The 25,473-nt window shown below is 72.4% G+C and carries 23 protein-coding genes; 11 read left to right on the forward strand and 12 right to left on the reverse strand.

All coding sequences use genetic code 11. The annotated features are described in order from the left end of the window. The first annotated feature begins 58 nt into the window (after positions 1-58). Both DWV08_RS03335 and DWV08_RS03340 read left to right on the forward strand, forming a co-directional pair. A complete protein-coding gene (locus tag DWV08_RS03335) occupies positions 59-778 on the forward strand; it encodes a response regulator transcription factor (protein WP_115412508.1) in 720 nt (239 codons plus the stop codon). Next, positions 775-1,902 carry a sensor histidine kinase gene (locus tag DWV08_RS03340; protein ID WP_241237309.1) on the forward strand — a complete coding sequence of 376 codons (1,128 nt, stop codon included), beginning with the start codon at positions 775-777 and terminating at the stop codon, positions 1,900-1,902. The genes DWV08_RS03335 and DWV08_RS03340 overlap by 4 nt, the downstream gene beginning before the upstream one ends. Positions 1,903-1,923: 21 nt before the next feature. Here the strand turns inward: DWV08_RS03340 and DWV08_RS03345 are convergent, their stop codons facing one another. Continuing rightward, entirely contained in the window at positions 1,924-2,541 is a 618-nt protein-coding gene (locus DWV08_RS03345; protein ID WP_115412509.1) for a YdhK family protein, read from the reverse strand. 340 nt (positions 2,542-2,881) lie between these two features. Between DWV08_RS03345 and dnaK the strand changes: the two genes are divergently transcribed. The 4 genes from dnaK to DWV08_RS03365 all read left to right on the forward strand — a co-directional run bounded on the left by dnaK (position 2,882) and on the right by DWV08_RS03365 (position 7,049). Next, positions 2,882-4,747, forward strand: coding sequence for a molecular chaperone DnaK (gene dnaK, locus DWV08_RS03350; protein ID WP_115412510.1), 1,866 nt, complete (start codon positions 2,882-2,884; stop codon positions 4,745-4,747). Continuing rightward, the gene (locus DWV08_RS03355; RefSeq protein WP_115412511.1) at positions 4,747-5,424 is read left to right on the forward strand and encodes a nucleotide exchange factor GrpE; all 678 of its coding nucleotides are present in this window, start codon (positions 4,747-4,749) and stop codon (positions 5,422-5,424) included. The genes dnaK and DWV08_RS03355 overlap by 1 nt, the downstream gene beginning before the upstream one ends. Positions 5,425-5,545: 121 nt before the next feature. Next, positions 5,546-6,556: a DnaJ C-terminal domain-containing protein gene (locus DWV08_RS03360; RefSeq protein WP_115412512.1), complete on the forward strand. Its 1,011-nt coding sequence runs from the start codon at positions 5,546-5,548 to the stop codon at positions 6,554-6,556. Positions 6,557-6,608: 52 nt separating this feature from the next. Then, positions 6,609-7,049, forward strand: coding sequence for a heat shock protein transcriptional repressor HspR (locus DWV08_RS03365; protein ID WP_115412513.1), 441 nt, complete (start codon positions 6,609-6,611; stop codon positions 7,047-7,049). Here the strand turns inward: DWV08_RS03365 and DWV08_RS03370 are convergent. The 9 genes from DWV08_RS03370 to DWV08_RS03410 all read right to left on the reverse strand — a co-directional run bounded on the left by DWV08_RS03370 (position 7,033) and on the right by DWV08_RS03410 (position 18,552). Further along, positions 7,033-8,115: a glycosyltransferase family 4 protein gene (locus DWV08_RS03370; RefSeq protein ID WP_115412514.1), complete on the reverse strand. Its 1,083-nt coding sequence runs from the start codon at positions 8,113-8,115 to the stop codon at positions 7,033-7,035. The genes DWV08_RS03365 and DWV08_RS03370 overlap by 17 nt on opposite strands. Then, positions 8,112-9,374, reverse strand: coding sequence for a glycosyltransferase (locus DWV08_RS17270; protein ID WP_277601779.1), 1,263 nt, complete (start codon positions 9,372-9,374; stop codon positions 8,112-8,114). The genes DWV08_RS03370 and DWV08_RS17270 overlap by 4 nt, the downstream gene beginning before the upstream one ends. A 192-nt stretch (positions 9,375-9,566) precedes the next feature. Then, a complete protein-coding gene (locus DWV08_RS03380; RefSeq protein ID WP_115412516.1) occupies positions 9,567-10,049 on the reverse strand; it encodes a YbhB/YbcL family Raf kinase inhibitor-like protein in 483 nt (160 codons plus the stop codon). 54 nt (positions 10,050-10,103) lie between these two features. After that, positions 10,104-11,378 (reverse strand): carboxylate--amine ligase, encoded by a 1,275-nt coding sequence (locus DWV08_RS03385; RefSeq protein WP_115412517.1) that lies wholly within the window; start codon positions 11,376-11,378, stop codon positions 10,104-10,106. Between the two features lie 44 nt (positions 11,379-11,422). Then, the gene (locus DWV08_RS03390; RefSeq protein ID WP_115412518.1) at positions 11,423-12,682 is read right to left on the reverse strand and encodes a carboxylate--amine ligase; all 1,260 of its coding nucleotides are present in this window, start codon (positions 12,680-12,682) and stop codon (positions 11,423-11,425) included. 121 nt (positions 12,683-12,803) lie between these two features. Beyond that, positions 12,804-14,501: a glycoside hydrolase family 13 protein gene (locus DWV08_RS03395; protein WP_115412519.1), complete on the reverse strand. Its 1,698-nt coding sequence runs from the start codon at positions 14,499-14,501 to the stop codon at positions 12,804-12,806. A 97-nt stretch (positions 14,502-14,598) separates the two neighbouring features. Beyond that, positions 14,599-15,498, reverse strand: coding sequence for a sugar ABC transporter permease (locus DWV08_RS03400; RefSeq protein ID WP_115412520.1), 900 nt, complete (start codon positions 15,496-15,498; stop codon positions 14,599-14,601). A 20-nt stretch (positions 15,499-15,518) separates the two neighbouring features. Beyond that, positions 15,519-17,096 (reverse strand): ABC transporter permease subunit, encoded by a 1,578-nt coding sequence (locus tag DWV08_RS03405; RefSeq protein WP_115412521.1) that lies wholly within the window; start codon positions 17,094-17,096, stop codon positions 15,519-15,521. Positions 17,097-17,277: 181 nt separating this feature from the next. Beyond that, positions 17,278-18,552, reverse strand: coding sequence for a sugar ABC transporter substrate-binding protein (locus DWV08_RS03410; RefSeq protein WP_115412522.1), 1,275 nt, complete (start codon positions 18,550-18,552; stop codon positions 17,278-17,280). A 160-nt stretch (positions 18,553-18,712) separates the two neighbouring features. Between DWV08_RS03410 and DWV08_RS03415 the strand changes: the two genes are divergently transcribed. From DWV08_RS03415 to epsC, 4 genes are all read left to right on the forward strand, one after another. Continuing rightward, positions 18,713-19,732, forward strand: coding sequence for a LacI family DNA-binding transcriptional regulator (locus DWV08_RS03415; RefSeq protein WP_115412523.1), 1,020 nt, complete (start codon positions 18,713-18,715; stop codon positions 19,730-19,732). After that, positions 19,729-20,805 carry a tryptophan--tRNA ligase gene (trpS, locus tag DWV08_RS03420; protein ID WP_115412524.1) on the forward strand — a complete coding sequence of 359 codons (1,077 nt, stop codon included), beginning with the start codon at positions 19,729-19,731 and terminating at the stop codon, positions 20,803-20,805. The genes DWV08_RS03415 and trpS overlap by 4 nt, the downstream gene beginning before the upstream one ends. Before the next feature lie 103 nt (positions 20,806-20,908). Then, entirely contained in the window at positions 20,909-21,838 is a 930-nt protein-coding gene (gene cysK / locus DWV08_RS03425) for a cysteine synthase A (RefSeq protein ID WP_115412525.1), read from the forward strand. Between the two features lie 41 nt (positions 21,839-21,879). Then, positions 21,880-22,440 (forward strand): serine O-acetyltransferase EpsC, encoded by a 561-nt coding sequence (epsC, locus tag DWV08_RS03430; protein ID WP_162801487.1) that lies wholly within the window; start codon positions 21,880-21,882, stop codon positions 22,438-22,440. Between the two features lie 13 nt (positions 22,441-22,453). Here the strand turns inward: epsC and DWV08_RS03435 are convergent, their stop codons facing one another. Both DWV08_RS03435 and DWV08_RS03440 read right to left on the reverse strand, forming a co-directional pair. Then, entirely contained in the window at positions 22,454-23,233 is a 780-nt protein-coding gene (locus DWV08_RS03435) for an SIR2 family NAD-dependent protein deacylase (RefSeq protein ID WP_115412527.1), read from the reverse strand. Next, entirely contained in the window at positions 23,230-24,075 is an 846-nt protein-coding gene (locus DWV08_RS03440) for an aldo/keto reductase (protein ID WP_115412528.1), read from the reverse strand. The genes DWV08_RS03435 and DWV08_RS03440 overlap by 4 nt, the downstream gene beginning before the upstream one ends. A gap of 144 nt (positions 24,076-24,219) precedes the next feature. Here DWV08_RS03440 and DWV08_RS03445 point away from each other — a divergent pair, with 144 nt between their 5' ends. Then, complete coding sequence (locus tag DWV08_RS03445) at positions 24,220-25,452, forward strand: arginine deiminase (protein WP_115412529.1); 1,233 nt, start codon at positions 24,220-24,222, stop codon at positions 25,450-25,452. Positions 25,453-25,473 lie beyond the last annotated feature (21 nt).

A 25,473-nucleotide genomic window follows, 5' to 3' on the forward strand; every position in this document is an offset into this window, starting at 1 on the left:
GGGGTGGGCATGGGGCGAGCGTAGGGGATCGAGGTGCGCGAACGGCGACACTGGGGGCATGCCCGCACGCACTGTCCCACCCGCCACGATCCTCGTCGTCGAGGACGAACCTGCGCTCGCCGACGTGGTCCGCCGCTATCTCGACCACGCAGGTCACCTCGCCCGCACCGTGCGCACAGGGCCGACGGCCCTCGACACCGCGGCCGCGCTGGACCCGGACGTGGTCGTCCTCGACCTCGGCCTGCCGGGCCTCGACGGCCTGGAGGTGCTGCGCCGGCTCCGCGAGGTCTCCGACTGCTACGTGCTGATCACCACGGCCCGGGCGGAGGAGTCCGACCGCCTGGTGGGGCTCTTGGCCGGGGCGGACGACTATCTCACCAAGCCTTTCAGCATCCGGGAGCTCGTGGCCCGGGTCGAGACCGTGCTGCGCCGTCCCCGCCGCGGCGCAGCGGCCGACGTCGCCGCGGCCGAGATTCACCGGATCGGACGGCTGGAGATCGACGAGGCGGCGAAGGAGGTGCGCCTGGACGGCGAGACGGTGCCCCTGACCCCCACCGAGCGTGACCTGCTGACCGTGCTCGCCGACCACCGCGGCCAGGCTCTCCGCCGCGACCAGCTGCTCCGTGCCGTCGGACGGGTCGACGGCGTGGGCGACGACCACCTCGTCGACGTCCACATCGCGAACCTGCGCCGCAAGCTCGGCGAGTCCGCCGGGGAGCAGCGCTACGTGCTCACGGTCCGCGGGATCGGGTACCGGCTGGGAGGCGAGGAACGATGAGCCTCCGCCCTCGGACCCGTCCCGTGCCGGGTCTCGCCGCCCGTCTCATGCGGGGTCAGCTCCTGGTGCTGGGCGCCGGTGGGCTGAGCATCGCGGTGCTCACCGTGCTCGTCGCACCGGCGATCTTCCACCGTCACCTGCTGGAGACCGACCTCCCGCTCGACGGGCCCGATCTCGTGCACATCGAATGGGCTCACCGCGATGCCCTGCTGATCGCGCTCGGTGTCGGGCTCGTGGTGTCCCTCCTGGCCGCCGCGGCTGTCAGCTGGAGCCTGTCGCGACGGCTGCGCCGCACCCTCGCTGCGCTCTCCGGCGGGATCGAGGCGCTGTCCCGAGGCCGGTACACGGCCCGGGTCCCTGTGCTCGGCGCCGGCGCCGAGCTGGATGCGCTCTCGCACACGCTCAACGAGATGGCCGCCCGGCTCGATGCGGTCGAGGAGACGCGACAGCGCCTGCTCGCCGATCTCGCCCATGAGCTGCGCACCCCGATCGCGACCCTCGCGGCGCACCACGAGGCGATGGCCGACGGAGTCCTCTCCCCGGAGGAGGCCGCAGACGTCCTCGCGGCGCAGACGGGACGCCTCTCACGGCTCGCTGAGGACCTCGGCGAGGTGTCCCGCGCCGAGGAGGGCCGGGTCCGGCTCGCTCCCCGCGAGGTGGACGTGCACGCGCTGCTCGCCGGTGTCGAGGAGAAGTGGCGCGAGCGGTGCACGGCCTCGGACATCGCGCTGCGTGTCGAGGGACCGGCGGCGGGGCGATGGGAAGTGACCGCCGACCTCGACCGCCTCGCCCAGATCCTCGACAACCTCCTGGGCAATGCGCTTCGGCACACCCCGCGCGGCGGCACGGTGCAGCTCACCGCCACGGACGCGGGCGATCGGCTCCTGCTCGCGGTCGCGGATGACGGGGAGGGGTTCAGCGCGCAGGAGGGAGCGCACCTGTTCGAGAGGTTCTACCGCGCCGACGCCGCGCGCTCGCGGGAGGGCTCCGGCTCCGGGATCGGCCTGACGATCAGCCGAGCCCTCGCCGAGGCCCATGGCGGAGAGCTCGACGCGGCCAGCGACGGCCCCGGCCGGGGCGCGACCTTCACGCTGTGCCTGCCGCGCGGTGCCGCGTCCCGGTGAGCGGAAGGGGCCGGGGCCAGCTCAGTCGGCGGGCTCGATCTCGCTCTCGACGACCCACTTGTGATTGGTCATCTCCATGCCGTCCGCCTCGTAGTCGACCATGTACACGGTCTCCTCGGTGACGCTGTCGACGGTCGCCGTCGCCCCCTCCATGCCGGGCATGTGCGACGCCTCGACCACGACCTCGTCGCCGACCTCCAGCGGAGCGTCGGCCGGGTCCCGCAGCTCTTCCTGGACGACCCACCTGTGGTCGGTCACCGGGTCGCCGCCGTCGCTCGGCGTGTAGCTGATCGAATAGGTCGTGGTGTCGAAGGCGCCGGAGATCGTGGCGGCGGCTCCGTCCATCCCCTGCATGTGGTCGGCGGTGAGCATCACCTCGGAGCCGACGGGGTACGTGGGGTCCGACTCCTCGGCGATGTCCGCCGGAGCCGGGCCGCCGTCCATCGGGTGATCCATGTGGTCGGAGGCCTGGCCGCCTCCGTCGGACGCGGCGGCGCCGCCGTCGTCGGACGCCGCGCCGCCGTGCGCCGAGCTGTCGGTGCCCGGTTCCTCGGGATCGGCACCGGTGCACCCGGCGAGAGCGAGGGCTCCGAGAGCTGCGGCGGCGGCAAGACGGGCGGGGGTGCGATGGACGCGCATGGTCTCCTCCTGGTGGGTGCGGGATGCCGATGCTAGGGAGCGGAGGTCAAGGCGACCTCAAGCTGCACGGCACCGGGCCCGCGCAGTGTTCTGCGTCACGTCGCGGCAGGGCGGGAATACCCGCCACACCCCCAGAGTTGAGTCGGGTGTACTCAAGTTCGAGGGTCTCGGATTGACAACGTCGACCCCCGAGTTCTCTACTTGAGTCCGTACAGCTCAAGTCTTGCCGCCGGCCCCGGCGGCCGGCGGAGCCGCAGGGCCCACCGGGACCATCCCGGCAGGTCGGGCGGCATCGCACGAACCACCTTGCGGCCAACGCGCCGCAGAAAGGCAGGCACCCATGTCCCGTGTCGTCGGAATCGACCTCGGCACCACCAACTCCGCCGTCGCCGTCCTCGAGGGTGGTCAGCCCACCGTCATCGCGAACGCCGAGGGCTCCCGCACCACCCCGTCGGTCGTCGCCTTCTCCAAGCAGGGCGAGGTCCTCGTGGGCGACGTGGCCAAGCGCCAGGCCGTCACCAACGTCGATCGCACCATCGCCTCCGTGAAGCGCCACATGGGCACCGACTGGACCACGGAGATCGACGACAAGAAGTACACCCCGCAGGAGATCTCCGCCCGCACCCTCGGCAAGCTCAAGAAGGACGCCGAGTCCTACCTGGGCGAGTCCGTCACCGACGCGGTGATCACCGTCCCGGCCTACTTCTCCGACTCCGAGCGTCAGGCGACCAAGGACGCCGGCACCATCGCCGGCCTGAACGTGCTCCGCATCATCAACGAGCCCACCGCCGCGGCCCTCGCCTACGGCCTCGAGAAGGGCAACGACGACGAGCAGATCCTCGTGTTCGACCTCGGCGGCGGCACCTTCGACGTCTCCCTGCTCGAGGTGAGTAAGGACGACGAGGGCTCCACCATCCAGGTCCAGGCCACCGCCGGCGACAACCGCCTCGGCGGCGACGACTGGGACCAGAAGATCGTGGACTGGCTGATCGCGCAGGTCAAGAACAAGGACGGCGTGGACCTGGGCAAGGACCGCATCGCCCTGCAGCGCCTGAAGGAGGCCGCCGAGCAGGCGAAGAAGGAGCTCAGCTCCTCCACCTCCACCACCATCTCCCTGCAGTACCTCTCCATGACGGAGAACGGCCCGCTGCACCTCGACGAGAAGCTCACCCGCGCCCAGTTCGAGGACATGACCTCCGATCTGCTCGAGCGCACCAAGGCGCCCTTCCACCAGGTCATCAAGGATGCCGGGATCAAGATCTCCGACATCGACCACGTGGTGCTCGTGGGCGGCTCCACCCGCATGCCCGCCGTGACCGAGGTCGTCAAGGAGCTCACCGCCGGCAAGGAGCCGAACAAGTCCGTGAACCCGGACGAGGTCGTCGCCGTGGGCGCCGCCCTCCAGGCCGCCGTGATCAAGGGCGAGCGCAAGGACGTCCTGCTCATGGACGTCACCCCGCTCTCCCTCGGCATCGAGACCAAGGGCGGCGTGATGACCAAGCTCATCGAGCGCAACGCCGCCATCCCGACCAAGACCTCCGAGGTGTTCTCCACCGCCGAGGACAACCAGCCCTCCGTGGCGATCCAGGTGTTCCAGGGCGAGCGTCAGTTCACCCGGGACAACAAGATGCTGGGCACCTTCGAGCTCACCGGCATCGCCCCGGCCCCCCGCGGCATCCCGCAGGTCGAGGTCACCTTCGACATCGACTCCAACGGCATCGTGCACGTCACCGCGAAGGACCGCGGCACCGGCAACGAGCAGTCCATCCAGATCACCGGCGGCTCGGCGCTGTCCGAGGAGGACATCGACCGCATGGTGAAGGACGCCGAGGCCCACGCCGCCGAGGACGAGGAGCGCCGCAAGAACGCCGACGCCCGCAACACCCTCGAGCAGCTCGTCTACCAGGGCGAGAAGCTGCTGAAGGACAACGAGGACAAGGTCGCCGACGCCGACCGCACCAAGTCCGAGGACGCCATCAAGGAGGCGAAGGACGAGCTGGCCAAGGAGGACGCGGAGACCGCGGACCTCGAGGCCAAGCGCGACGCCCTCAACGAGGCGCTCCAGGCCGTGGGCACCGCGATCTACGCCCAGGCCCAGGAGGGCGCCGACGGTGCCGAGGGCGGCGAGGGCGCCGAGGCGCCGTCGTCCGACGATGACGACGTGGTCGACGCCGAGATCGTGGACGAGGACGAGGAGAAGAAGTGATGACCGAGGACCCCAGCAGCCCCGACGACGCGCAGCGCCCTGAGGGTGAGCCGAGGTTCTCCTTCACCGACAAGCGCAAGGTGAACCCGGAGGACGGTTCCGTCCGTCCCTCCGGGGACGCCCCCGCCGCCGAGGGGCAGGGAGCCGAGGGCGTCGACCCGCTCGACGCCGAGGCCGCGTCCCTTTTCGAGCAGGCGGCCGCGGACGGTCAGGGCGGGGGCTCCGCCCCGGCCGATGCCGGTCAGGTCGCCGCGCTCGAGGGACGGATCACCGAGCTCTCCGAGCAGCTCAAGCGCGACCAGGCCGAGTACGTCAACTCGCGCCGGCGGATCGAGGCCGCCGCCGAGGTGAGCAAGGAGGCCGCGATCGCCGGCGTCCTCGCCTCCCTGATCGGCGTCCTGGACGACGTGGAGCTGGGCCGCCAGCACGGCGACATCGAGCCGGGCACCCCGTTCCACGCCATCGCGCAGAAGCTCGAGGAGGTCCTCGGCTCCCACGGCCTCACCCGCTTCGGCGAGGTGGGCGAGGAGTTCGATCCCGCCTTCCACGAGGCGCTCATGCACGAGGACGCCGAGGACGTCGAGACCACCACCGTCTCGCTCGTCATGCAGCCCGGGTACCGGATGAAGGAGCGCGTGCTCCGCCCGGCCCGGGTGGGCACCAAGGGCCCCGCCTGAGGCACGTCCCCTCTCACGCGGTGCGGGGCCCGTCGGTCTCGCGGCCGGCGGGCCCCGCACCCGTCCCACCCCACGCCCCACGCATCGCAGAAGCATCCCAGGCTCCCGGAAGGAGACGCACATGTCCGGACAGGACTGGCTCGACAAGGACTTCTACGCGGTCCTCGGCGTCTCCAAGGACGCCGACGCGAAGGAGATCAAGAAGGCGTACCGCACCCAGGCGCGCAAGCATCACCCCGATCACCATCCCGATGATCCGAAGGCCGAGGAGCGGTTCAAGGAGATCGGCGAGGCCTACTCGGTGCTGAACGATCCCGAGCAGCGCCAGCAGTACGACGCGATCCGCGCGATGGGCTCCGGCGGGGCCCGCTTCTCCGCCGGCCAGGGCGGTCCCGGCGGCGCCGGCTTCGAGGACATCTTCTCCTCCATGTTCGGCGGCGGTGGCCAGGCGGGTCCCCGGCCGACGGCGGGCGGCGCCGACGCCCCCGACATCGAGGACCTGCTGCGGATGTTCGGCGGCCAGGGCGGCGGCTTCCCCGGCGGGGGCGCCGGGCCGGCGGGGTTCGGCGGCCAGCGCGCCCCGGCCAAGGGCTCCGACATCTCCGCCCGCACCCGCCTCAGCTTCCGCGACGCGGCGCTGGGCACCGAGGTGCGCCTCACCGTGGACGGCCGCACGCTCACCGCCCGCATCCCGGCCGGGGTGCACGACGGCCAGAAGATCCGCCTGCGCGGCAAGGGCCGGCCCGGTCCCGGCGGCGCGCCGGCCGGGGACCTGCTGCTCACCCTCGACGTCACCCCGCACCCGGTGTGGAGCGCCGACGGCGCGAACCTCCGCCTCACCGTCCCGCTCTCCTTCGACGAGGCCGTGCTGGGCACCAGGCTGTCCGTCCCCCTGCTCGACGGCGGCACCGTCTCGGTGAAGGTCCCCGCCGGCACCCCCTCGGGCCGTACCCTGAGGGTGCGCGGGAAGGGCCTGGTCACCGCGAAGAGCACCGGGGACCTCCTGGTCACCGTCGAGGTCGCCGTTCCCACCCATGTGGAGGGGAAGGCGGAGCAGGCGGTGAAGGACCTGCGCGAGGCGCTCGCGGGCGAGGATCCCCGCGCGGGCCTCGCCGAGGCCGCCGCCCGCTGACCGCCGACTCGCTGCCCCGCACCGAGACCACCGGCACGGAAGGAGCCCCGCGATGGTGAATCCTCATCGCCTCGACGAGCGCGCGCCCGTCTTCGTGATCTCGGTGGCGGCGGAGCTCTCGGGCATGCACCCCCAGACCCTGCGCCAGTACGACCGCCTGGGCCTCGTGATCCCGCAGCGCACGCGCGGGCGGGGCCGCCGCTACAGCACCCGCGACATCGCCCGGCTGCGCGAGATCCAGGCGCTCTCCCAGGACCAGGGCATCAACCTCGCCGGCATCAAGCGGATCCTCGAGCTGCAGGACCAGGTGGGTGCTCTGCAGGAGCAGCTCGACGGGGTGCGGGAGACGCTCGAGACGATGACCCCGGCGCAGCGGCGCGTGTTCTCCGCCGACCGCGACGGGGAGATCAGCGCCCTGCGCCGCGGGGAGCGGCCCCGCCGGCGCAGCACCAGCAGCGCGATGGTGCTCTGGCGCCCTACGCGGCGCGGGTGAGGGACCGCGCCTTGGCGTGCGCGCGCACCCCGGCGAGGGTGTGGATCTCCTGCAGTGCCTGCGCCACCTCGGCGAGGTCGACGCCCTCGGCGGCGCGGCGGCCGGCCTCGGTGAGATCCTCCAGCTCCCCGCCCAGCAGTTCGCGCAACCGCGCCGCCGCCTGCGCCGGGAACTCCGGCCCGTCGCCGCTCACCTGGTGCGTGAGCACGCCGTCCGGCATCGCCTCGCGGTACAGCGGGATGCCGCGCACCAGGGTGGGCACCCCGCAGGCCAGCGCCTCCCACAGCACGATCCCCTCGGTCTCCTCCTTGGTGAGGAAGCAGAACGCGTCCGCCCCGCAGTAGGCCTCGCGCAGCTGCTCCGCCTGCACGTAGCCGGGGAACAGGGCGTTCGGCGGGGCGGAGGCGAGGGCGCGCTCGACCTCTGCGGTGAGCAAGCGTGGATCGGTGCGCCCGTACCAGACGAAGGTCACCTCGGGCATCCGGCGGGCCAGCTCCACCCAGTCCAGGATCCCCTTGCGCACCAGCTGCATGCCCACGCTGAGCACCACCGTCGCCTCCGCCTCCAGGCCCAGCGCGGCCCGCAGCCGGGGCCGGGCCTGAGGGTCGGGACGGAAGAACGAGGTGTCCACCCCGTTGGAGAGCACCCGGATCGGCGTGCGGATGCCGTAGGCGGGAGCCGAGATGAGCTGCTTGGCGTAGCCGCTGGGTGTCACCACCGCGTCGCCGAGCCGGTACAGGTGCGCGATCCAGCGGCGGAACAGCGGGGCGAGCGCGTTCGAGCCCGGGAACGAGTCGCGGAAGTCCTCCTCCGTGGAGTGCGCCCACATCAGCACCGGCCGGCGGCGCAGGCGCGCCCAGCGGGCCAGCAGCGGGGTGTCCGGGAACGGGGTGTTCAGGTGCACCACGTCGAAGCCGCGCAGCGGGTTGGTGACCACCTGGTGGCCCAGGGCGCGCACCGCCTTCTCCTGATGGCGCATCGCGGCACCGATCCCGGACTCCCGGGCCAGGGCGGCCAGGCCGCGGGGCATCAGCACGCGCACGGGCGCCTCCGCGCGGCGGCTCATGCGGGCACCGCCAGCCGGGGGAGGAGCCGCGGTGGCCGGCCGCCCTGCGCCTGCCGGTACACCTCCAGCACGCCGCGCCCGAACTCCGTGGCGCCGCACGTGGCACCGGCGTGCGCGAGCGCGGCCCGGACCATCCCGGCGTGGAGCGCGGGATCGTCCAGCAGCGCGTCCAGGCAGGCGGCGAACTGCGCGGCGCTCTCGAACTGCCAGCCGGTGCGGCCCTCGACCACCACGTCGGCGAGGGAGGGGTCGCGCCGGCACAGCAGCGGCAGCCCGCACGCCATCGCCTCGATGAAGGTCAGGCCCTGGGTCTCGCTGAGGGAGGCGCCCACGAACACGTCCCCGATCCGGTACCAGCGCTGGATCTCCGCCGGCTCCACCACCCCGGTGAAGCGCACCCGGTCGCTGATGCCGAGCGCGCGGGCACGCTGCTCGAGGGGGCCGCGGTGGGGGCCGTCGCCCACCAGCACCAGCACCGTGTCCTCACGGTCCGAGGCGGCGATCAGCTCGAGCACCTCGTCGAGGTTCTTCTCCTTCGCCAGGCGGGAGACGGACAGCAGCACCCGCTGCCCGGCGGCGATGCCGAGGGAGGCGCGCAGGGAGCGCACATCGTCGCGCTCGGCCGGGGTGCGCGCCGGGCGGAACCGCTCCAGGTCCAGTCCGGTGGGGATCACCCGCACCGGGCGCCGCACCCGGTACTCCTCCAGCAGGCGCGAGACCTTCTGGGTGGGCACGATCACGGCGTCCGCCGGGGCGAGCACGTGGCGGGAGAACGAGGCGACCACCTTCCGGCCCACGGTGCGGCTGGGGGAGTAGTAGTGCGTGTAGTCCTCGTAGATCGTGTGGTACGTGTGCACCAGCGGGATCGACAGGGTGCGTGCGATCCGCCGCGCCCACACGTAGGTGGAGAACTCGCACTGGGAGTGGACCACGTCCGGGCGCCAGTCCAGCACGTCCCGCAGCACGCGGCGGCTGGCCGGCATGCCGATCCGGGCGCGGTCGTACACCATCGCGGCGGAGACCGAGCCGATCCGGTACACACCCTCCTCCTGCTGGGGACGGATCCCCTGGGCGAGGGTCAGCACCCGCACCTCGCAGCCCAGCGCCACCAGCGCGCGCCGCAGGGTCTGGACCGAGGCCACCACGCCGTTGACCACGGGCTCCCACCAGTCGGTGGTGAGCAGCACCCGCAGCGGGCGCTGCGCGGGCCGGGGACGCGGGACGCGGCGGGGGCGGGGCAGGGACGTGAACGATCGCACCCCTCGAGCCTCGCACTCCGCGCCGCCTGACGCGTCCTCCGAGCGGCGGAGAGGCATCAGACCTGCGTCTGACCCCCGTGCGCGCCGCTCGCCGCGGGCAGTCCTGAGGTTCATGGCTCGAGCCTACGACCGCCCCCGCGGGCCCGGCACGGGGCGCGCCCGACCCGTCGCGGAGAGTTTCCCCCTAGTGCGTCAGCCCGTCACCTGGTAACGGGCGGTGAAGGAGGCGGAGGCCAGCTGCTGGGAGAAGATCGCGAAGCGGGCCCCGATGTGCGGGGCGTCGGGGTCCGCGCCCAGCGTCTCGACCGGCAGGGCGTGGACGGAGAACACGTAGCGGTGCGGCGGGCCGGCGGGCGGCTCCGGACCGTCGTACCCGGCGGTGCCGAAGTCGTTGCGCGCCTGCTTCAGGGAGGGGTCCTCGCGCGGGACCCCGAGCGGCAGCGAGGTGGTGGAGGCCGGGATGTCCCAGGCCACCCAGTGCCAGAACCCGGAGCCCGTGGGGGCGTCCGGGTCGAAGCAGGTCACCGCGAAGGAGCGGGTGCCCTCGGGCGCGTTCGACCACTGCAGGTCCGGGGAGAGGTTCTCGCCGCCGAGGTTCGCGACCAGCTGCTGCGGTGCGACGTCGGAGCCGGCAGGCGTGGCGGAGGAGGTGAGGGTGAAGACGTTCTCGGTCATGGCGGTCACTGTAGGCGGGTCGCGAAGAGACGTCGACCGCGACCCGTCCGCACCTCAGAATCCGTCGGACGAGGGGCGGGGGTAGTGCTGCAGGAACTTCTTGACCTGGTTCGCCATCGCCGCACGCACGTACAGGCGGCGCCGGAAGCCCTCCACCGGGTAGGAGAGCGGGTGCACGGTGCGGCGTCGGCCGATCTCCCGCACCCGCGCGCGCAGATCCGGATCCACGATGTAGCGGCGCAGCAGCGGCCAGGGCACGATCGAGTAGAGGATCTCCTCGCGAGGCACCAGCCGTGCCGGCTCCCGGTTCTCGACCAGATCGGCGACCACCGGCTCGGCGACGTTCGCCCCGGCGGCGGTCATGTAGTAGTTGTTGCGCCCGATGCGGGGGTTGACCTCGAAGAATTTCGCCACCCCGTCGCGCGGGTCGATCTTCACGTCGAAGTTCGCATAGCCGCGGTAGCCCGAGTGCTCGAGGAACCGCACGGACTGCTCGAACACCTCCGGCAGATCGGTGGTGAACATCGCCGCGGGGTTCCCGAGGGCGCCCGGGGTGTGCTCCTCGAGCAGCACCTGCGCGCCGCCCAGCAGCGTGACCGTGCCGCGGGTGTCCACGTACGCGGTCACCGAGAGCATCGCGGTGTCGTCCCCGGGGATCATCTCCTGCAGCACGAAGCGATCCCGGTACCCGGCCTCCGTCAGCCGCGCGACCAGGTCGGTCAGCTGCCGCCGGTCCTCGATCTCGAACACCTTGCGCTTGCCGGGGAAGGAGACCGCGTTGTACGCCGAGGAGCGGGAGGCCTTGGCCACCAGCGGCCAGCCCAGGTCCAGCTCGGGGATCGCCGGGGCGGTGCCGGCGGAGAAGTCGAGCACCTCCGTGCGGGGGGTGGGCACGTCGATCTCGGCGCAGAGCCGGGAGAAGGTGGCCTTGTCCGCCACCGCCTCCAGCACGTCGTCGTCCAGCAGCGGCAGGTGGTAGAACGCGGCGAGCTCCTCCCGCCGGGAGGCCAGCAGCGCCACCAGGAAGTCCGCGTTGGCCAGCAGGATCGGGCGGGTGCCGCCGGGGCGGGCGGCCTTGTCGCGGCCCACCTGCAGCAGCGCCTGGACCATGTCCTCCTCGGAGGCGGACATGCTCAGCTCCACCGTGCGCAGGATCGAGGAGTCCGCCACCGGCCCGGCCACGTGCCGGGTCACCACCGTGGAGATCGTCCCGTACTTCTCGTGGAAGGCGCGGGCCAGGGCGTAGATGCCGATGTCACCGCCGAGCAGCACCAGGTCGACCTCGGGGTCGGGTGCGGCGGGGTAGGGGTGCGGCGGGGTGTCGGGCATGGTGGCGGGGTCCTTTCCGGGCGGGGCCGGGCGAGGGGCGGGGATCAGAAGCCGGTGTCGGTGGGGCGCGGGTACACGGCGCGGTACTTCCGCACGAAGTTCGCGCCGGAGACGACGGAGTAGGCCCGCATCCACAGGCCCTCCGGACCGTACCGGAAGGGATTGCGCAGGCCGCGCCGGGCCACCTGCCGCACCCACGCGCGCAGCGCCGTGTCCCGCACGTACCGCAGCACCAGGCGCAGCGGCAGGATCGTGTAGAGGATCGGGGCGGTCACCACCACCTGCGCGAGGTCGCGGCCGTGCACGCGGTCCTCCACCACGTGCCGGGCCACGCTCTCCCCGGCGGCGGTGACGTAGTAGTTGTTCCGGCCGATGCGCGGGTTGATCTCGAAGAAGCACTCCCGGCCGGTGCGCGGATCCACCTTCACGTCGAAGTTCGCGAAGCCCACGTAGTCCACCGCGTCCAGGAACCGCTGCGCGGCGGCGGTGAGGGAGGGGAAGTCCCCGGTGATCATCGCGGCGGGGCGCCCCAGCGCCTCCGGGGTGTGCTCGCCCAGCAGCACCTGGGCGGCGCACAGCAGCGTCACCTCCCCGCGGCTGGAGCGGTAGGCGGTCACCGAGCGCTGCGCGGTGTCGTCGCCCTCGATGAGCTCCTGGAACAGGAAGCGCCCGGTGAACCCGGACTCGCGCAGGCGCCGCACCAGGTCCTGCTGCTCCGCGGCGGACTCGAGGAAGAACACCTTCTTCTTCCCCGGGAAGTCGACGTGGTGGTACTCGGCCGTGTTGGCCGCCTTGCCCACCACCGGGTAGGACCAGGGCAGCTCCTCGTGGCCGTTCCAGTCCGGCTCCTCGGCGCGGGAGAAGTCCACGATCACGGTGGGGACGGTGTCGATGTCGAGCTCGCGGCAGATCTCCGCGAACTCGGCCTTGTCGGCCAGGCGCGCGAGCAGGGCGGCGTCCACCTGGGCGAGGAGGTAGTGCGGCTCGAGCTCCGCACGGAAGCGGTCGAGGAAGGCGATCAGCGAGTCCGCGTTCGTCAGCAGCAGCGCGGGACGACCGGCCGGCCGCCGCGCCGCGAGGTCCAGCAGCGCATCGCGCATGTCCTCGTCGCTCGCCTCGGCGCCCAGCGTCACGAGATCCGAGGTGACGGTGCGCTCGTTCATCGCCACCGGCACCCGCACCACGGTGGTGCAGCGCATCCCGTACTCCTGGTGGAACGCGATGGTGAGGTTCAGCGAGTTCAGGCCGGCGCCGAGGACGACGACGTCGAACCCGGGATCGACCGGGGCGGAGGGCGAGCGCATGAGCGCGATCCTAGCGGGGAGGCGGGCTCCGGCCGCGCAGGGACGGGCCCTGCGCGGCCGGACGTGAGCACCGCGACTCACCGGCGACCCGCCGGAAGCTGCCGGAGCCCTCCGGGGCGGCTCAGCGCCGACGCAGCCACACGGCGGCGTCGGCCGGGAGCCGGCCGGGCACGGGCTCGGCGGAGCCGACCAGCACCTCCGCGTCCGCGAGGTCGAGGCCGTCCGGGCCGGCGGGCAGGGGCAGCTCCTGCTCCGAGGTGTTCACCAGCACCACCACCTCGCCGCGCACCAGGCCCAGCAGGCCCTCGGGCAGGTCCTCGAGGAATTCCACCGGGGCATCCGGACGGCCCAGGCCGTGCTCCCTGCGCAGCGCGATCGCGGCGCGGTACATCTCCAGCGTCGACCCGGGCACGCCCTCCTGCGCGTCCGCCGCCAGCGCCCCGAACTCCTCCGGCTGCGGCAGCCAGCTCTCCCCGGTGGGGGAGAAGCCGTACGCGGGGGCGTCCGCCCGCCAGGGCAGTGGCACGCGGCAGCCGTCGCGGCCGGGCACCCCGGCTCGCAGGTGGGCGGGGTCCTCGCGCAGCGCGTCGGGGATCTCCGCGACCTCCGGCAGGCCCAGCTCCTCGCCCTGGTACAGGTAGGCGGCGCCCGGCAGGGACAGCATCAGCAGCGTCGCCGCGCGGGCGCGGGCCAGGCCCAGAGCCGCGTCCGGCGTCTCCGCGCGGCCCAGACCCTCGCCGAAGCGGTAGCCGGGCGGGAAGCCGTACCGCGTGGCGTGCCGGATCACGTCGTGGTTGGACAGCACCCAGGTGGTGGGCGCGCCCACGGCGTCGGCCAGGGCCAGCGGCTTCTCGATCGCCGCCCGCATCGTCTCCACGCCCCAGGTGGCCTGGAGGAATCCGAAGTTGAAGGACTGGTGCGCCTCCTCCGGGCCGATGTACAGCGGCAGCCGGTGCTCGGGGATCCAGGCCTCCAGCACCATCATCCGCTCGCCCTCGTAGGAGTCCAGGATCGGCCGCCACTCGCGGTAGATCTCCAGCACCCCGTCGTTGTCGAAGTAGATCGGCACCTCGCCCTCGGGGATGTCCAGCAGCCCCTCGGCGTTGACGGCGGCGTCGGGCAGACCCTCGGGCTTGACCATCCCGTGGGCGACGTCCACGCGGAACCCGTCGGCCCCGCGATCCAGCCAGAACCGCAGCACGTCCCGGAACAGGGCGTGCACGCGCGGGTTCTGCCAGTTCCAGTCCGGCTGGGAGGTGTCGAAGATGTGCAGGTACCACTGCCCGGGCGTGCCGTCCGCCTCGGTGATGCGGGTCCAGGCCTCGCCGTGGAAGATCGAGGTCCAGTTGTTCGGCGGCAGCTCGCCGTGCTCGCCCCGGCCGTCGGCGAACACGTACATGTCCCGCTCGGGGGAGCCGGGCCCGGCGGCCAGCGCCTGCTGGAACAGCTCGTGCTCGCTCGAGGAGTGGTTGGGGACGATGTCCACGATCACCTTCAGGCCCATCGCGTGGGCGGAGGCGATGAGCTCGTCGGCATCGGCGAGGGAGCCGAAGCGCGGGTCCACGTCGCAGTAGTCGGCCACGTCGTAGCCGCCGTCGCGCTGCGGGGAGGTGAAGAAGGGCGAGAGCCAGAGGGCGTCCACGCCGAGGTCCCGCAGGTGGGGCAGGTGCGCGGTGATGCCGGGCAGGTCGCCCATGCCGTCGCCGTCCGCATCGGCGAAGGAACGGGGGTAGACCTGGTAGACGACGGCGTCGCGCCACCAGGGGGTCGTGGCGGCGTCCGCTCCGGGGGCGTGCTGGGCGGGGGACTGTGCGGTCATGGAACTGCTTTCGGTGGTGCTGTCGGTGGTGCTGTCGGGCGGGTGGGGCGCGGAGGGCACGGGCCCGGGCCGGGGGCCGGCGCCGGGCCCGCGCGCCTCAGCCCTTCACGGCGCCGGCGGTGGAGCCGCCGACGATGTAGCGCTGCAGGAACTGGTAGAGGATGATCACCGGGACCATCACCATCACGGACCCGGCGGCGAAGACGCCCAGGTTGTTCGAGCGGTCCGAGGAGAACATCCCGTACATGCCCACGGCGAGGGTCTTCTTCGAGTCGTCGGTGAGGAAGATCGAGCCGATCAGGAACTCGCTCATCGAGCCCACCAGGGCCAGCAGCAGGGTGGTGGCGAGGATCGGGGTCATCGAGGGGACCAGGATCTTGCGGAACGCCTGCCAGTGGGTGGCGCCGTCGATGATCGCCGCCTCGTCGAGGGACCGCGGGATGGTGTCGAAGAAGCCCTTGAGCAGCCACACCTGGCCGAAGGCGCCGCCCATCAGCACCGCGATGTAGCCGGCTAGGGTGTTCAGGCCCAGCATCGGCACCGCCTCGCCGAGATCCGCGATCATCGTGTACACCGCGATCATGGACAGGATCGCGGGGAACATCATGATCAGCAGCACCGCGAGCATGCCGCCGCGGCGGCCCCGGAAGCGGAAGCGGCTGAAGGCGTAGGCGGCCAGCAGGGAGAGGAACACCTGCCCCACGGCCACCACCCCGCACACGATGATCGTGTTGAGGTACCAGCGCAGGAAGTTCGCGCGCTCGCCGGAGAGCATCGCGGCGTAGTGCTCGAGGGTGACCCCGCGGGTGGGCAGCAGCCCCGCGGAGGAGAGCGAGCCGCTCTCATTCACCGAGGCGGAGAGGACGAACATGATCGGGAAGACGGCGAAGACGATCGCCAGCACGCCGACGACGTGCCGCCAGCCGATCTCGGCGAACCAGCGGCCGGCGGGCATGCGGCGTCGCGCCTCGACGCGCGGAGCGGTGGTGGTGCTCATGGGTGACCCCTTCCGCGGGCTCAGTTGACGTCCTCGAGGACGTTGGTGAATCGGAACTGGACCGCCGCCAGCACGCCCGTGAGGACGAACAGGCACACGGAGACGGCGGAGGCGAAGCCGAAGTCCGCCCCGGAGCCGCCGAAGGCGATGCGGTACACCATCGAGATGAGGATGTCGGTGGCGCCGCGGCCGGAGCCGTCGGGGAACGGCCCGCCCTCGGTGAGCAGCTCGATCGCGTTGAAGTTGTTGAAGTTGAAGGCGAAGGAGGAGACCAGCAGCGGGGCCACCGCCACCAGCAGCAGCGGCAGCACGATCTTCGAGGTGGTCTCCAGCCGGGAGGCGCCGTCCATCCGGGAGGCCTCCATCAGCTCGTCGGGGATCGCCTGCAGCGCGCCGGTGGAGACGATGAACATGTACGGGAAGCCCATCCACAGGTTCGTCAGCAGCACGGCCACCTTCGCGAGCGTGGGATCCCCGAACCAGTCCAGGTGCAGTCCGAGGGTCTCGTTGAGCAGGCCGAAGTCGCGGTTGTAGAAGTTCGACCACACCAGCAGGGAGATGAAGCCGGGGATCGCGTACGGCATGATCAGCACCGAGCGGTAGAAGCGCCGGCCCTTCAGACGCTGGTCGTTGAGCACCAGCGCCAGGAAGAAGCCCAGGGCGAAGGTGAGCAGCACGGAGCCGGCCGCGAACACCAGGGTCCACACGAAGGCGGAGACGAACTGGCCGGCGACCACCGGATTGGTGAACAGGCGCTCGTAGTTGGACAGGCCCACGTTCTGCAGCCAGCCCTGGGAGAACGCGCGCGACCCCTCGGAGTCCACGAAGTACTGCGAATCGCCCACGGTCCCCACCGTGTACACCTCGCCGGTGGAGGTGTCGGTGATGGTGTCGGCCGCCTCGTCGTACTGCAGCACGGTGGTGCCCACGAAGGCCTGGTTCACGCCCAGCGGACGCACCGCCGAGGAGTCGTCCACGGGCACGGCGAGCTGCATCAGCTCGTCGTAGACGGCGTTGACCTGCCCGGCATCGAGCACCGTGAGCCCGTCCACCTCGGTGACCCGGCCGTCGGCCACGGTGACGGTGCCGGGGTCGGCCGGCTCGAGGGCGGTCTCGGCGTCGCCGCGCAGCACGGTGCCGTCGGCCGGGTCCACGAGGAAGAGCTCGAACGGGCCCTCGGCGGGGGAGCCGGAGGTGGCCACGGTCATCGCGTAGCGCGGGGAGTCCGCGGACTGCTGCACGGAGCTGGCCACGATCGCGCCGATCGCCTGCTCCTTGGTGCCGCGGGTGCCGTCGCCGTAGTTGGTGAAGGAGTACCCGACGGTGAGGGCGATCGGCAGGATGAGGAACACGGCGAGGAAGAACGTGCCGGGGAAGAGGTACTTCCCGGGCACGAAGCGCTTCGTGGAGTACAGGGCGAAGATCCCGGCCGCGGCGAGCACCAGCACGGCCAGCCACATCCAGGAGGCCTGGGAGATCAGCACCGGGGCGATGAACACGGTCACCGCCAGCGTGATGCCGAGCACCGCGATGCGGGTGACCAGGGCCGGGACCGACGTGGACCGCGTGCGGTGCGCGGGCGCGTGCGTCGAGGTCATGAGGCGACACTGCCTTTCAGGGAGCGGAGGGGCGGGCGCGGCCGACGGCGGCGCGCGGGGAGCGGGAGCACCGTCGCTGCGAGCAGGGGGAGCCGGTCGACGGTCCGGGAGCGGGGGAGCGCGGTGCGGGGTGCTGGTCCGCCCGCCGCCGCGCAGGGCGGCGGGCGGACCGGCCGGAGGATCAACCGATCGCGGTGGCGATCTCCTCGCCGGCGGCCTCCATCGTGGGGTGCGGATCGGCGCCGCCGACGATGTTGGCCTGCGCGATGCCCAGCGGGCCCCAGATCGCGGCCATCGCCGGGATCGCCGGCATCGGATCGGCCGACTCGGCGGCCTCGGCGAAGATCGTCACGTGCTCGTCGCTGGCGGCGATCTCCTCGCGCAGCTGGAGGTTCACCGGGGGCAGCGGGTTCGCCTCGTACATCGCCTTGGCGACGTCGGGGGAGCCGGCCACATCGGTCATGAACTGCTGCGCGAAGCCGGCGTTGGCGCCGTTGGAGGCCACGTAGAAGGAGTTCACGCCCGCGAAGGGCGCCGCCGGCTCCATGCCCTCGAAGCCGGGGATCGGCGAGATGGTGAACTCGATGCCCGAGTCGCGCACGTCCGCCAGGGCCCACGGGCCGGAGATCAGGTAGGCGGACTTGCCCTCGGTGAACAGGGAGATCGAGTTGTCGCCGGTGATCGAGTTCTTCAGCACGCCCTGCTCGCCGAGCTCGGCGATCTTGTCGGCCGCGGTGAGGGAGCCCTCCTGGCCCACGCCGAGGTCCGACGGGTCGAGGTTGCCCTCGGCGTCCCGGCCGAAGAGGTAGCCGCCGGCCGAGGTGTAGAGGGGCTGCATGTGGTACGGGTCGCCGGACTCGCCCACGGGCAGCGAGAGCACGTTCTCGGCGTCCCCCGCCTCCGCGGCGGAGATCAGCTCCTCGAGCGAGCTCGGCTCCGGGGTGTCGGTGAGCGCGTGGTTGGCGTACAGCGCGAGGGTCTCGACCGCGTACGGCACGCCGTAGGTCTGGCCGTCGTAGGTCACGGCCTCGAGGCCGATCGGGGCGATCGTGTCCGCCACGTCCGCCGGCAGCTGCACCGGGGAGATCGCACCGTTCTGCACCAAGTTGCCGATCCAGTCGTGGGCGCCCATGGTGACGTCCGGGCCGTTGCCGGCCTGGTTGGCGGTGATGAAGTTGGCCTGCAGCTCGTCGCCCGGGACCACCTCCACCACCACGTCGATCCCGTTCTGCTCGCCCCAGGCCTTGGCCGAGGGCTCGAGCGCGGGGGCCTTCTCCTCGTCGGCCCAGATCACCAGCTGGCCGCTCGAGCCGCCGGAGCCGGCGTCGCCGCCCGCGTCGGAGGAGCCGCCGGAGGCGCCGTCGGAGGTGTCGGACCCGCCGCCGCAGGCGGCCAGGACGGTCATCGAGGCGGCGACGCCACCCAGGGCGAGGAAACTCTTGCGGCGAATATTCACGTCTTCTCCTTTGAATCGTGGTCGTTCTCGACTGGTACAGGGCGATGCCTGATGCGGACACTGTAGGACGACGGGCCTTCGGTGTGCAAGAATGTGCAAGATCTTGCAGATGACGATTCGGCCACGCCGAGGACGACGGCGTGCCGGGAGGGAGAGCGCGATGCCGCGACTCATCGATATCGCGAAGCGGGCAGGGGTCAGCGAGGCGACGGTCTCCCGCGTGCTCAACGGGCGCGCCGGGGTGAACGAGGAGACCCGCCGCGCGGTGCTGGAGGTGGCGCGGCGGATGGGTCGCGACGTCGGCGCCGCGGTCGCCGAGGACGGCCCGCTGGTGGGCGTGCTGGTGCCGGACCTCGACAACCAGGTGTTCACCTCCTGGGCGGAGCGCATCGAGGCCGAGCTGTTCGAGCGCGGCGCCTCCACCCTGGTGGCCATGCGCGCCCGCACGGTGGAGCGCGAGCGCGAGATCCTGCAACGTTTCCTGCGCTGCGGCGTCGACGCGCTGATCGTGGTCTCCGGTCACCACGCCCAGCAGCGCGCGCCGCTGGACCACTACCGCGAGGTGGTCGACGCGGGCGTGCCGCTGGTGCTGATCAACGGCGTGCGGGAGGATCTCGACGCCGCCTTCCTCTCCACGGATGACGAGCACGCCGTGCACGCCGTGCTCGGCCACCTGCAGGATCTGGGGCATCGCCGGGTGGGGCTCGCGGTGGGCGACGAGCACACCTGGCCGGTGCGCGAGAAGCTCCGCGCCTTCGAGGCGGGCACCGCCGGGTGGGGGCGGAGCCCCCAGCCCGTGGCCTTCACCGACTTCTCCTACGCCGGCGGCTACGAGGCCGCGCGGGACCTGGTGGGCCGCGGCGTCACGGCCATCGTGTGCGGCTCGGACGTGATGGCGGCCGGTGCGCTCGAAGGGGTTCGCTCCCTGGGCCTGCGCGTCCCCCAGGACGTCTCCGTGGTCGGCTACGACGACGTGTTCTGGGCGGCTCTGACGAACCCGCCGCTGACCACGGTGCGCCAGGGTGTCGGCTCGATCGCGCGCGCGGCCGTGCGCACCGCGCTCGGCGGCGGGGAGGACTCCCGCCGGCCCGCCCGCACCGAAGTGGTGTTCCGCCCCCAGCTGATCGCCCGCGGCTCCACCGCGGGAGCACCCGACGAGACGGCTAGCATGGAGCGGTGACCTCACCGAACGACTCCCGCACCAGCTACGACACCGCCCAGGAGCGCAGCGACAGGATCTGGGCCCGGATCGACACCGATCCCTCGGGCCTGCGCATGCTCACCGGCGACCGCCCCACCGGCGCCCTGCACATCGGCCACTACTTCGGCTCGCTGCGCAACCGGGTGCGGCTCCAGGACGCCGGCGTGGAGACCTGGCTGATCGTCGCGGACTACCAGGTGATCACCGACCGCGAGGTGATCGGCGACATCAAGGGCTCGGTGCGCGAGCTCCTCACTGACTACCTCGCCGCGGGCATCGATCCGGAGCGCTCCACGATCTTCACGCACTCCGCGGTGCCGGCGCTGAACCAGCTGATGCTGCCGTTCCTCTCGCTGGTCACCCAGCCGGAGCTCGAGCGCAACCCCACGGTGAAGACCGAGCTGGCCGCCGCCGGGAAGTCCGCCATGGGCGGGCTGCTGCTCACCTACCCGGTGCACCAGGCCGCGGACATCCTGTTCTGCCACGGGAATCTGGTGCCGGTGGGGCGCGACCAGCTGCCGCACATCGAGCAGACCCGCGTGATCGCCCGCCGCTTCAACGAGCGCTTCGCCGGCGGCGAGGCCTACTTCCCCGAGCCCGACGCCCTGCTCTCCGAGGCGCCCACGATCCTGGGCCTGGACGGCGAGCACAAGATGAGCAAGTCCCGGGGCAACACCGTGATGCTGCGCATGGACGCCGACGAGACGGTGAAGAAGATCAAGAAGGCGAAGACGGACTCCGACCGTCGCATCACCTTCGACCCCGAGGGGCGGCCGGAGGTGGCGAACCTGCTCACCATCGCCTCGCAGGCCAGCGGCCGCACGCCCGAGGAGATCGCCGAGGAGATCGGCGATGGGGGTGCGGGCACCCTGAAGCTCCACACCGCCGAGGCGCTGAACGACCACCTCGCCCCGCTGCGCGCCCGTCGCGCCGAGCTCGAGCAGGATCCCGGGTATCTCTTCGAGGTGCTGCGGGCCGGCAACGAGCGCGCGAACGCGGAGGCGGAGGCGACCCTCGCCCGGGTGCGGGAGTACATGGGGATGCTCTACTGAGGCAACGACGGTGACGGGGCACACTCACCCGTCGCACGGTTTATGATGGAGCCAAGAGCATCTTAGAGCCCCGCCCCGGGCGGGAACCCGACCGAGGAGAAGCATGCCTGTCTACGAGAACGTCTCCGAGCTGGTGGGCCGCACCCCGCTGGTGAAGCTCAATCGCCTGGGCGAGGACGTCAAGGCCACCGTCCTGGCCAAGCTCGAGTTCTACAACCCCGCCAACTCCGTCAAGGACCGCATCGGCGTGGCCATGATCGATGCCGCCGAGCAGTCCGGACAGCTCCAGCCCGGCGGCACCATCGTGGAGGCCACCAGCGGCAACACCGGGATCGCCCTGGCGATGATCGGCAGCTCGCGCGGGTACCGGGTGGTGCTCACCATGCCCGAGTCGATGTCCAAGGAGCGGCGGATGCTGCTGCGCGCCTACGGGGCGGAGCTCATCCTCACCGAGGCGGCCAAGGGCATGAAGGGCGCCGTGGAGAAGGCCGAGGAGATCGCCGCCGAGCGGGGTGCGGTCCAGGTCAAGCAGTTCGACAACCCCGCGAACGTGGACATCCACCGCCGCACCACCGCGGAGGAGATCTGGACGGACACCGACGGCGCGGTCGACGCCCTCGTGGCCGGCATCGGCACCGGCGGCACCATCAGCGGCGTGGGCCAGGTGCTCAAGGAGCGCAAGGGCGAGGTGAAGATCATCGCCGTCGAGCCCGAGGAGTCCGCCATCCTCAACGGCGGCCAGCCCGGCCCGCACAAGATCCAGGGCCTGGGGGCGAACTTCGTGCCGTCGATCCTGGACCGCGAGGTGTACGACGAGGTGCTGGACATCGACGCGGAGACCGCCATGGAGCGAGCCCGCGCCGTGGCCCGCACGGAGGGTCTGCTGGTGGGCATCTCCTCCGGCGCCGCGATCGAGGCGGCGGCCCGGATCGGCGCCCGCGAGGAGTTCGCCGGGAAGACCATCGTGGTGGTCGTGCCCTCCTTCGGCGAGCGCTACCTCTCCACCCCGCTGTTCGCCGAGTACGCGGACTGAGCACGGGCGCGCCGGTGCGGACGAGCCCGCTGGACAGGGTGATGGACGCCGTCGCGACGGTCCGGGAGGACCTCGCGGCGGCGCACCGTCGCGACCCCGCGGCCACCGACGACCTCGCGATCCTGCTCACCGCCCCCGGTCTGCACGCGATCTGGGCCCACCGGATCGCCCACCGGCTGTGGACTCGCGGCGCGCGGCTGCCCGCCCTGGTGCTGGCGCAGGGCGTGCGCTCGGTGACCGGGGTGGAGATCCATCCCGGCGCCACCATCGGGCGGCGCTTCTTCATCGATCACGGCATGGGCGTGGTGGTGGGGGAGACCGCCGAGGTGGGGGACGACGTGATGCTCTACCACGGCGTCACCCTGGGCGGGCGCTCGATGGAGCGCGTCAAGCGCCATCCCACCGTGGAGGACGGCGTCACCATCGGTGCGGGAGCCCGCGTGCTGGGCCCCGTGGTGCTCGGCGAGGGCTCCCAGATCGGCGCCAACGCCGTGGTGGTCAAGGACGTCCCGGCCCGGGCCACCGCGGTGGGGATCCCGGCCACGGTGCGCACCGGCGCCGCGCACGCCGAGGAGCAGGTGGACCCGGCGATCTGGATCTGAGCGCCCGCCGGGCTCAGGCGGAGAACGGGTCCAGGAAGGACGTTCCGCCCACGCGGTTCCTGTGCCGCTCCCAGTCGGGCAGCACCTCGTGCGCGTCCTCCGCGAGGACGTGATCGAACACCGTGCCCGCCTCGAGGGGCGGGTCGATGTCCACCAGCACGGTCGTCGCACCGTGCTCCGCCGCCAGGGGCGCCAGGCTGGCGGCGGGGAACACCACCCCGCTGGTGCCGACGGCCACGAACAGATCCGCCTGCCGGGCGAGCCGCAGAGAGAGCTCGAGATCCATCGCCGGCAGCTGCTCGTCGAAGAGCACCACGTCGGGGCGGGTCGGCGAGCCGCAGCGCGGGCAACGGGAGGGCACCCCGTGATCCTCCGGGCGCGGCCCCTCGCCCGGCGACAGCACCGCCGACCAGGCGCACTCCGCGCCCAGGCAGGTGGCGCGCAGCGCGCTGCCGTGCAGCTCGGCCACCACATCGCTGCCGGCCGCCTGGTGCAGTCCGTCGATGTTCTGCGTGATCACGGGCGCCTCCAGGCGGGCGATCGCGCGATGCCCCGGGGTGGGGCCGTGCTCCTGGGCGATCCTCGCCATCCGGCCCCACACCCGCCACAGCTGGGGCAGCGAGTCCGGGAGCCTGTCGGCGTGCATCGCCTGCTCGGTCTCCGGCTCCAGCGCCCACAGCCCGTCCGGGCCGCGGAAGGTGCCCAGTCCCGTGCGGGCGCTCAGGCCCGAGCCGGTGAGGAACACGATCCGGCGATGCGCTGGCCCGGGCGTGAAGCGACCCGCCGCGCTCACCACTCCTCGTGCTCGCGCGAGTCCCAGGCGGCGTCCTCCCCGAGGTCGAGGGAGGCGAGCAGGGCGCGGTCCGCATCGTCCAGCGTCACGTGGCCGAGGGTGGCGTTGTCGCGCTGGCGCTGGGGGTCGCTGGACTTCGGGATCACCACGATGTCCTGATCGATCGCCCAGCGCAGCGAGACCTGCGAGGGGGAGACGCCGTGCCTGCGCGCCACCTTCTGCAGCGCGAACTGGGCCGAGAGCCCCTCGCGACCGCCCAGCGGGCCCCAGGCCTCGGTGACGATCCCGTGCTCGCGGTGGAAGGCCACCGCCTCCGGGCGGGGCATCGCGGGGGAGAGCTGGATCTGGTTGACCTCGGGGGTGACGCCGGTGGCGTCGATCAGCTCCTGCAGCTGCTCGGGGCGGAAGTTCGAGACGCCGATGTGCAGCGCCCGGCCCTCCTCCTTGAGGTCGATGAGGGTGCGCCAGGTGTCCAGGGCCAGGCCGCGGGAGGGGTTGGGCCAGTGGATCAGCACCAGCGCCGCGCGCTCGGCGCCCAGGCGGCGCAGGGATTCGAGGTATCCCGCCCGGGTCGCCTCGCGGCCCTGATCGCCGCCGGCGATCTTGGTGGTGACCAGCACCTGCTCGGGGTCGACGCCGCTGGCGCGCACGCCCTCGCCCACGGCCGCCTCGTTGCCGTACTGGGCGGCGGTGTCGATCAGGCGGTAGCCGGAGCGCAGGGCGGCCGCGACCGCCTCCGCGCCGCCCACGCCCTTGAGGGACGAGGTGCCGAAGCCGATCAGCGGGAACGCGGTCCCGTCGGCGAGCGTGGTGGTGGGGATGGTCAGGTCGGTCGCGGTCACGGGCCCTCCAGGGACGATTGCGGTGCGGACCGTGCCAGCCTACCGATCCCTCGCCGTGCGCCGCCGTGCGCACCGGGGGACTCCGCCCTGACGCGCGTGCACGCTCTGTTAGCGTGCACGCAGTCGAGACGTGGAGGACTCCCCATGGCACTGTCGCCCGCACCCCGCACCGGTGTGCATGACGAGATCTCCGCGCTGCGCCGCGTGATGGTCCACGCCCCCGGCCCCGAGCTGGAGAGGCTCACCCCGGACACCCGCGAGGAGCTCCTGTTCGACGAGGTGCTGTGGCGCGATCGCGCGCAGGCCCAGCACGCCGAGTTCACCTCCTTGCTGCGCGACGAGGGCGTGGAGGTGCTGGAGCTGGCCGTCCTGCTCGCGGACCTGGTGGCCGAGCCCGCCCTGCGCGAGGAGATCCTCCGGCGTGCGCTGGACCCGGCGGTGCTGGGCGACATCGCGGTGCAGGATCTCCACGGGGCGCTCGCCCAGCTGTCGCCGCGGCACCTGGTGGACGTGCTGATCGGCGGGATCACGGTGGGGGAGCTGCGTGCCCTGGGGGTGAGCCTGCGCTCGATCGCGCTGCACGGCGCGCCGCCGGAGCACCTGGTCCTGGACCCTCTGCCCAACCACCTGTTCACCCGCGACCCCTCGGCCTGGATCGGGGACGTGGTCTCGGTGAGCGCCATGCGCCACCCGGCCCGGCGCCGCGAGAGCCTGCACCTGGAGATGATCTACCGCCACCATCCGCAGTTCGCCGGGGAGGCGGCGCCCCGCCGCCTGGTGGGGCGCGACGGCGCCGGGGCGGCCACGGTGGAGGGCGGGGACGTGATGATGCTGTCCTCGCGGGTGCTCGCCGTGGGGATGTCGGAGCGCACGAGCGCCGTGGGGGTCGAGCGGCTCGCCGCGGACCTGCTGGCCGACGGCTCCGTGGAGCGGGTGGTGGCGATCGCGCTGCCGCACCGTCGCTCGATGATGCATCTGGACACGGTCACCACCGTGGTGGACGAGGAGTCGATGCTGCGCTTTGGTCCGCTCGAGCCGCTGGAGACCTTCGAGATCGAGCGGGCGGGGGAGCGGCTGCTCAGCCGGGCGCGTCCGGCCGACGAGATGGACGCGGTGCTGGCCCGCGGCCTGGGCGTGCCCTCCCTGCGGGTGCTCACGCCGCCGCTGGACGCCTACGCCGCGGCGCGCGAGCAGTGGGACGACGGCTGCAACGTGCTGGCGCTCGCCCCCGGGCGGGTGATCGCCTACGAGCGCGCGGCGGCCACCAACGAGTACCTGCGCGGCGAGGGCGTGGAGGTGCTGGAGTTCGCGGGCGACGAGCTGGGGCGCGGGCGCGGCGGGCCGCGCTGCATGAGCTGCCCGGTGGCGCGCGACTGACCCTCGCGCCCGACGCACCGA

It is taken from the genome of Brachybacterium saurashtrense (assembly GCF_003355475.1).
Lineage (GTDB): Bacteria > Actinomycetota > Actinomycetes > Actinomycetales > Dermabacteraceae > Brachybacterium > Brachybacterium saurashtrense.

Bases quoted from the DNA above. Each gene is read 5' to 3' on its own strand.
- DWV08_RS03380 (WP_115412516.1), bottom strand. From the start codon at position 10,049: ATGACCGAGAACGTCTTCACCCTCACCTCCTCCGCCACGCCTGCCGGC.
- DWV08_RS03405 (WP_115412521.1), bottom strand. From the start codon at position 17,096: ATGACCTCGACGCACGCGCCCGCGCACCGCACGCGGTCCACGTCGGTC.
- DWV08_RS03400 (WP_115412520.1), bottom strand. From the start codon at position 15,498: ATGAGCACCACCACCGCTCCGCGCGTCGAGGCGCGACGCCGCATGCCC.
- DWV08_RS03340 (WP_241237309.1), top strand. From the start codon at position 775: ATGAGCCTCCGCCCTCGGACCCGTCCCGTGCCGGGTCTCGCCGCCCGT.
- DWV08_RS03365 (WP_115412513.1), top strand. From the start codon at position 6,609: ATGGTGAATCCTCATCGCCTCGACGAGCGCGCGCCCGTCTTCGTGATC.
- DWV08_RS03415 (WP_115412523.1), top strand. From the start codon at position 18,713: ATGCCGCGACTCATCGATATCGCGAAGCGGGCAGGGGTCAGCGAGGCG.
- DWV08_RS03345 (WP_115412509.1), bottom strand. From the start codon at position 2,541: ATGCGCGTCCATCGCACCCCCGCCCGTCTTGCCGCCGCCGCAGCTCTC.
- DWV08_RS03360 (WP_115412512.1), top strand. From the start codon at position 5,546: ATGTCCGGACAGGACTGGCTCGACAAGGACTTCTACGCGGTCCTCGGC.
- DWV08_RS03335 (WP_115412508.1), top strand. From the start codon at position 59: ATGCCCGCACGCACTGTCCCACCCGCCACGATCCTCGTCGTCGAGGAC.
- cysK (WP_115412525.1), top strand. From the start codon at position 20,909: ATGCCTGTCTACGAGAACGTCTCCGAGCTGGTGGGCCGCACCCCGCTG.
- DWV08_RS03395 (WP_115412519.1), bottom strand. From the start codon at position 14,501: ATGACCGCACAGTCCCCCGCCCAGCACGCCCCCGGAGCGGACGCCGCC.
- DWV08_RS03370 (WP_115412514.1), bottom strand. From the start codon at position 8,115: ATGAGCCGCCGCGCGGAGGCGCCCGTGCGCGTGCTGATGCCCCGCGGC.
- DWV08_RS03445 (WP_115412529.1), top strand. From the start codon at position 24,220: ATGGCACTGTCGCCCGCACCCCGCACCGGTGTGCATGACGAGATCTCC.
- DWV08_RS03385 (WP_115412517.1), bottom strand. From the start codon at position 11,378: ATGCCCGACACCCCGCCGCACCCCTACCCCGCCGCACCCGACCCCGAG.
- epsC (WP_162801487.1), top strand. From the start codon at position 21,880: ATGGACGCCGTCGCGACGGTCCGGGAGGACCTCGCGGCGGCGCACCGT.
- dnaK (WP_115412510.1), top strand. From the start codon at position 2,882: ATGTCCCGTGTCGTCGGAATCGACCTCGGCACCACCAACTCCGCCGTC.
- DWV08_RS03390 (WP_115412518.1), bottom strand. From the start codon at position 12,682: ATGCGCTCGCCCTCCGCCCCGGTCGATCCCGGGTTCGACGTCGTCGTC.
- DWV08_RS03355 (WP_115412511.1), top strand. From the start codon at position 4,747: ATGACCGAGGACCCCAGCAGCCCCGACGACGCGCAGCGCCCTGAGGGT.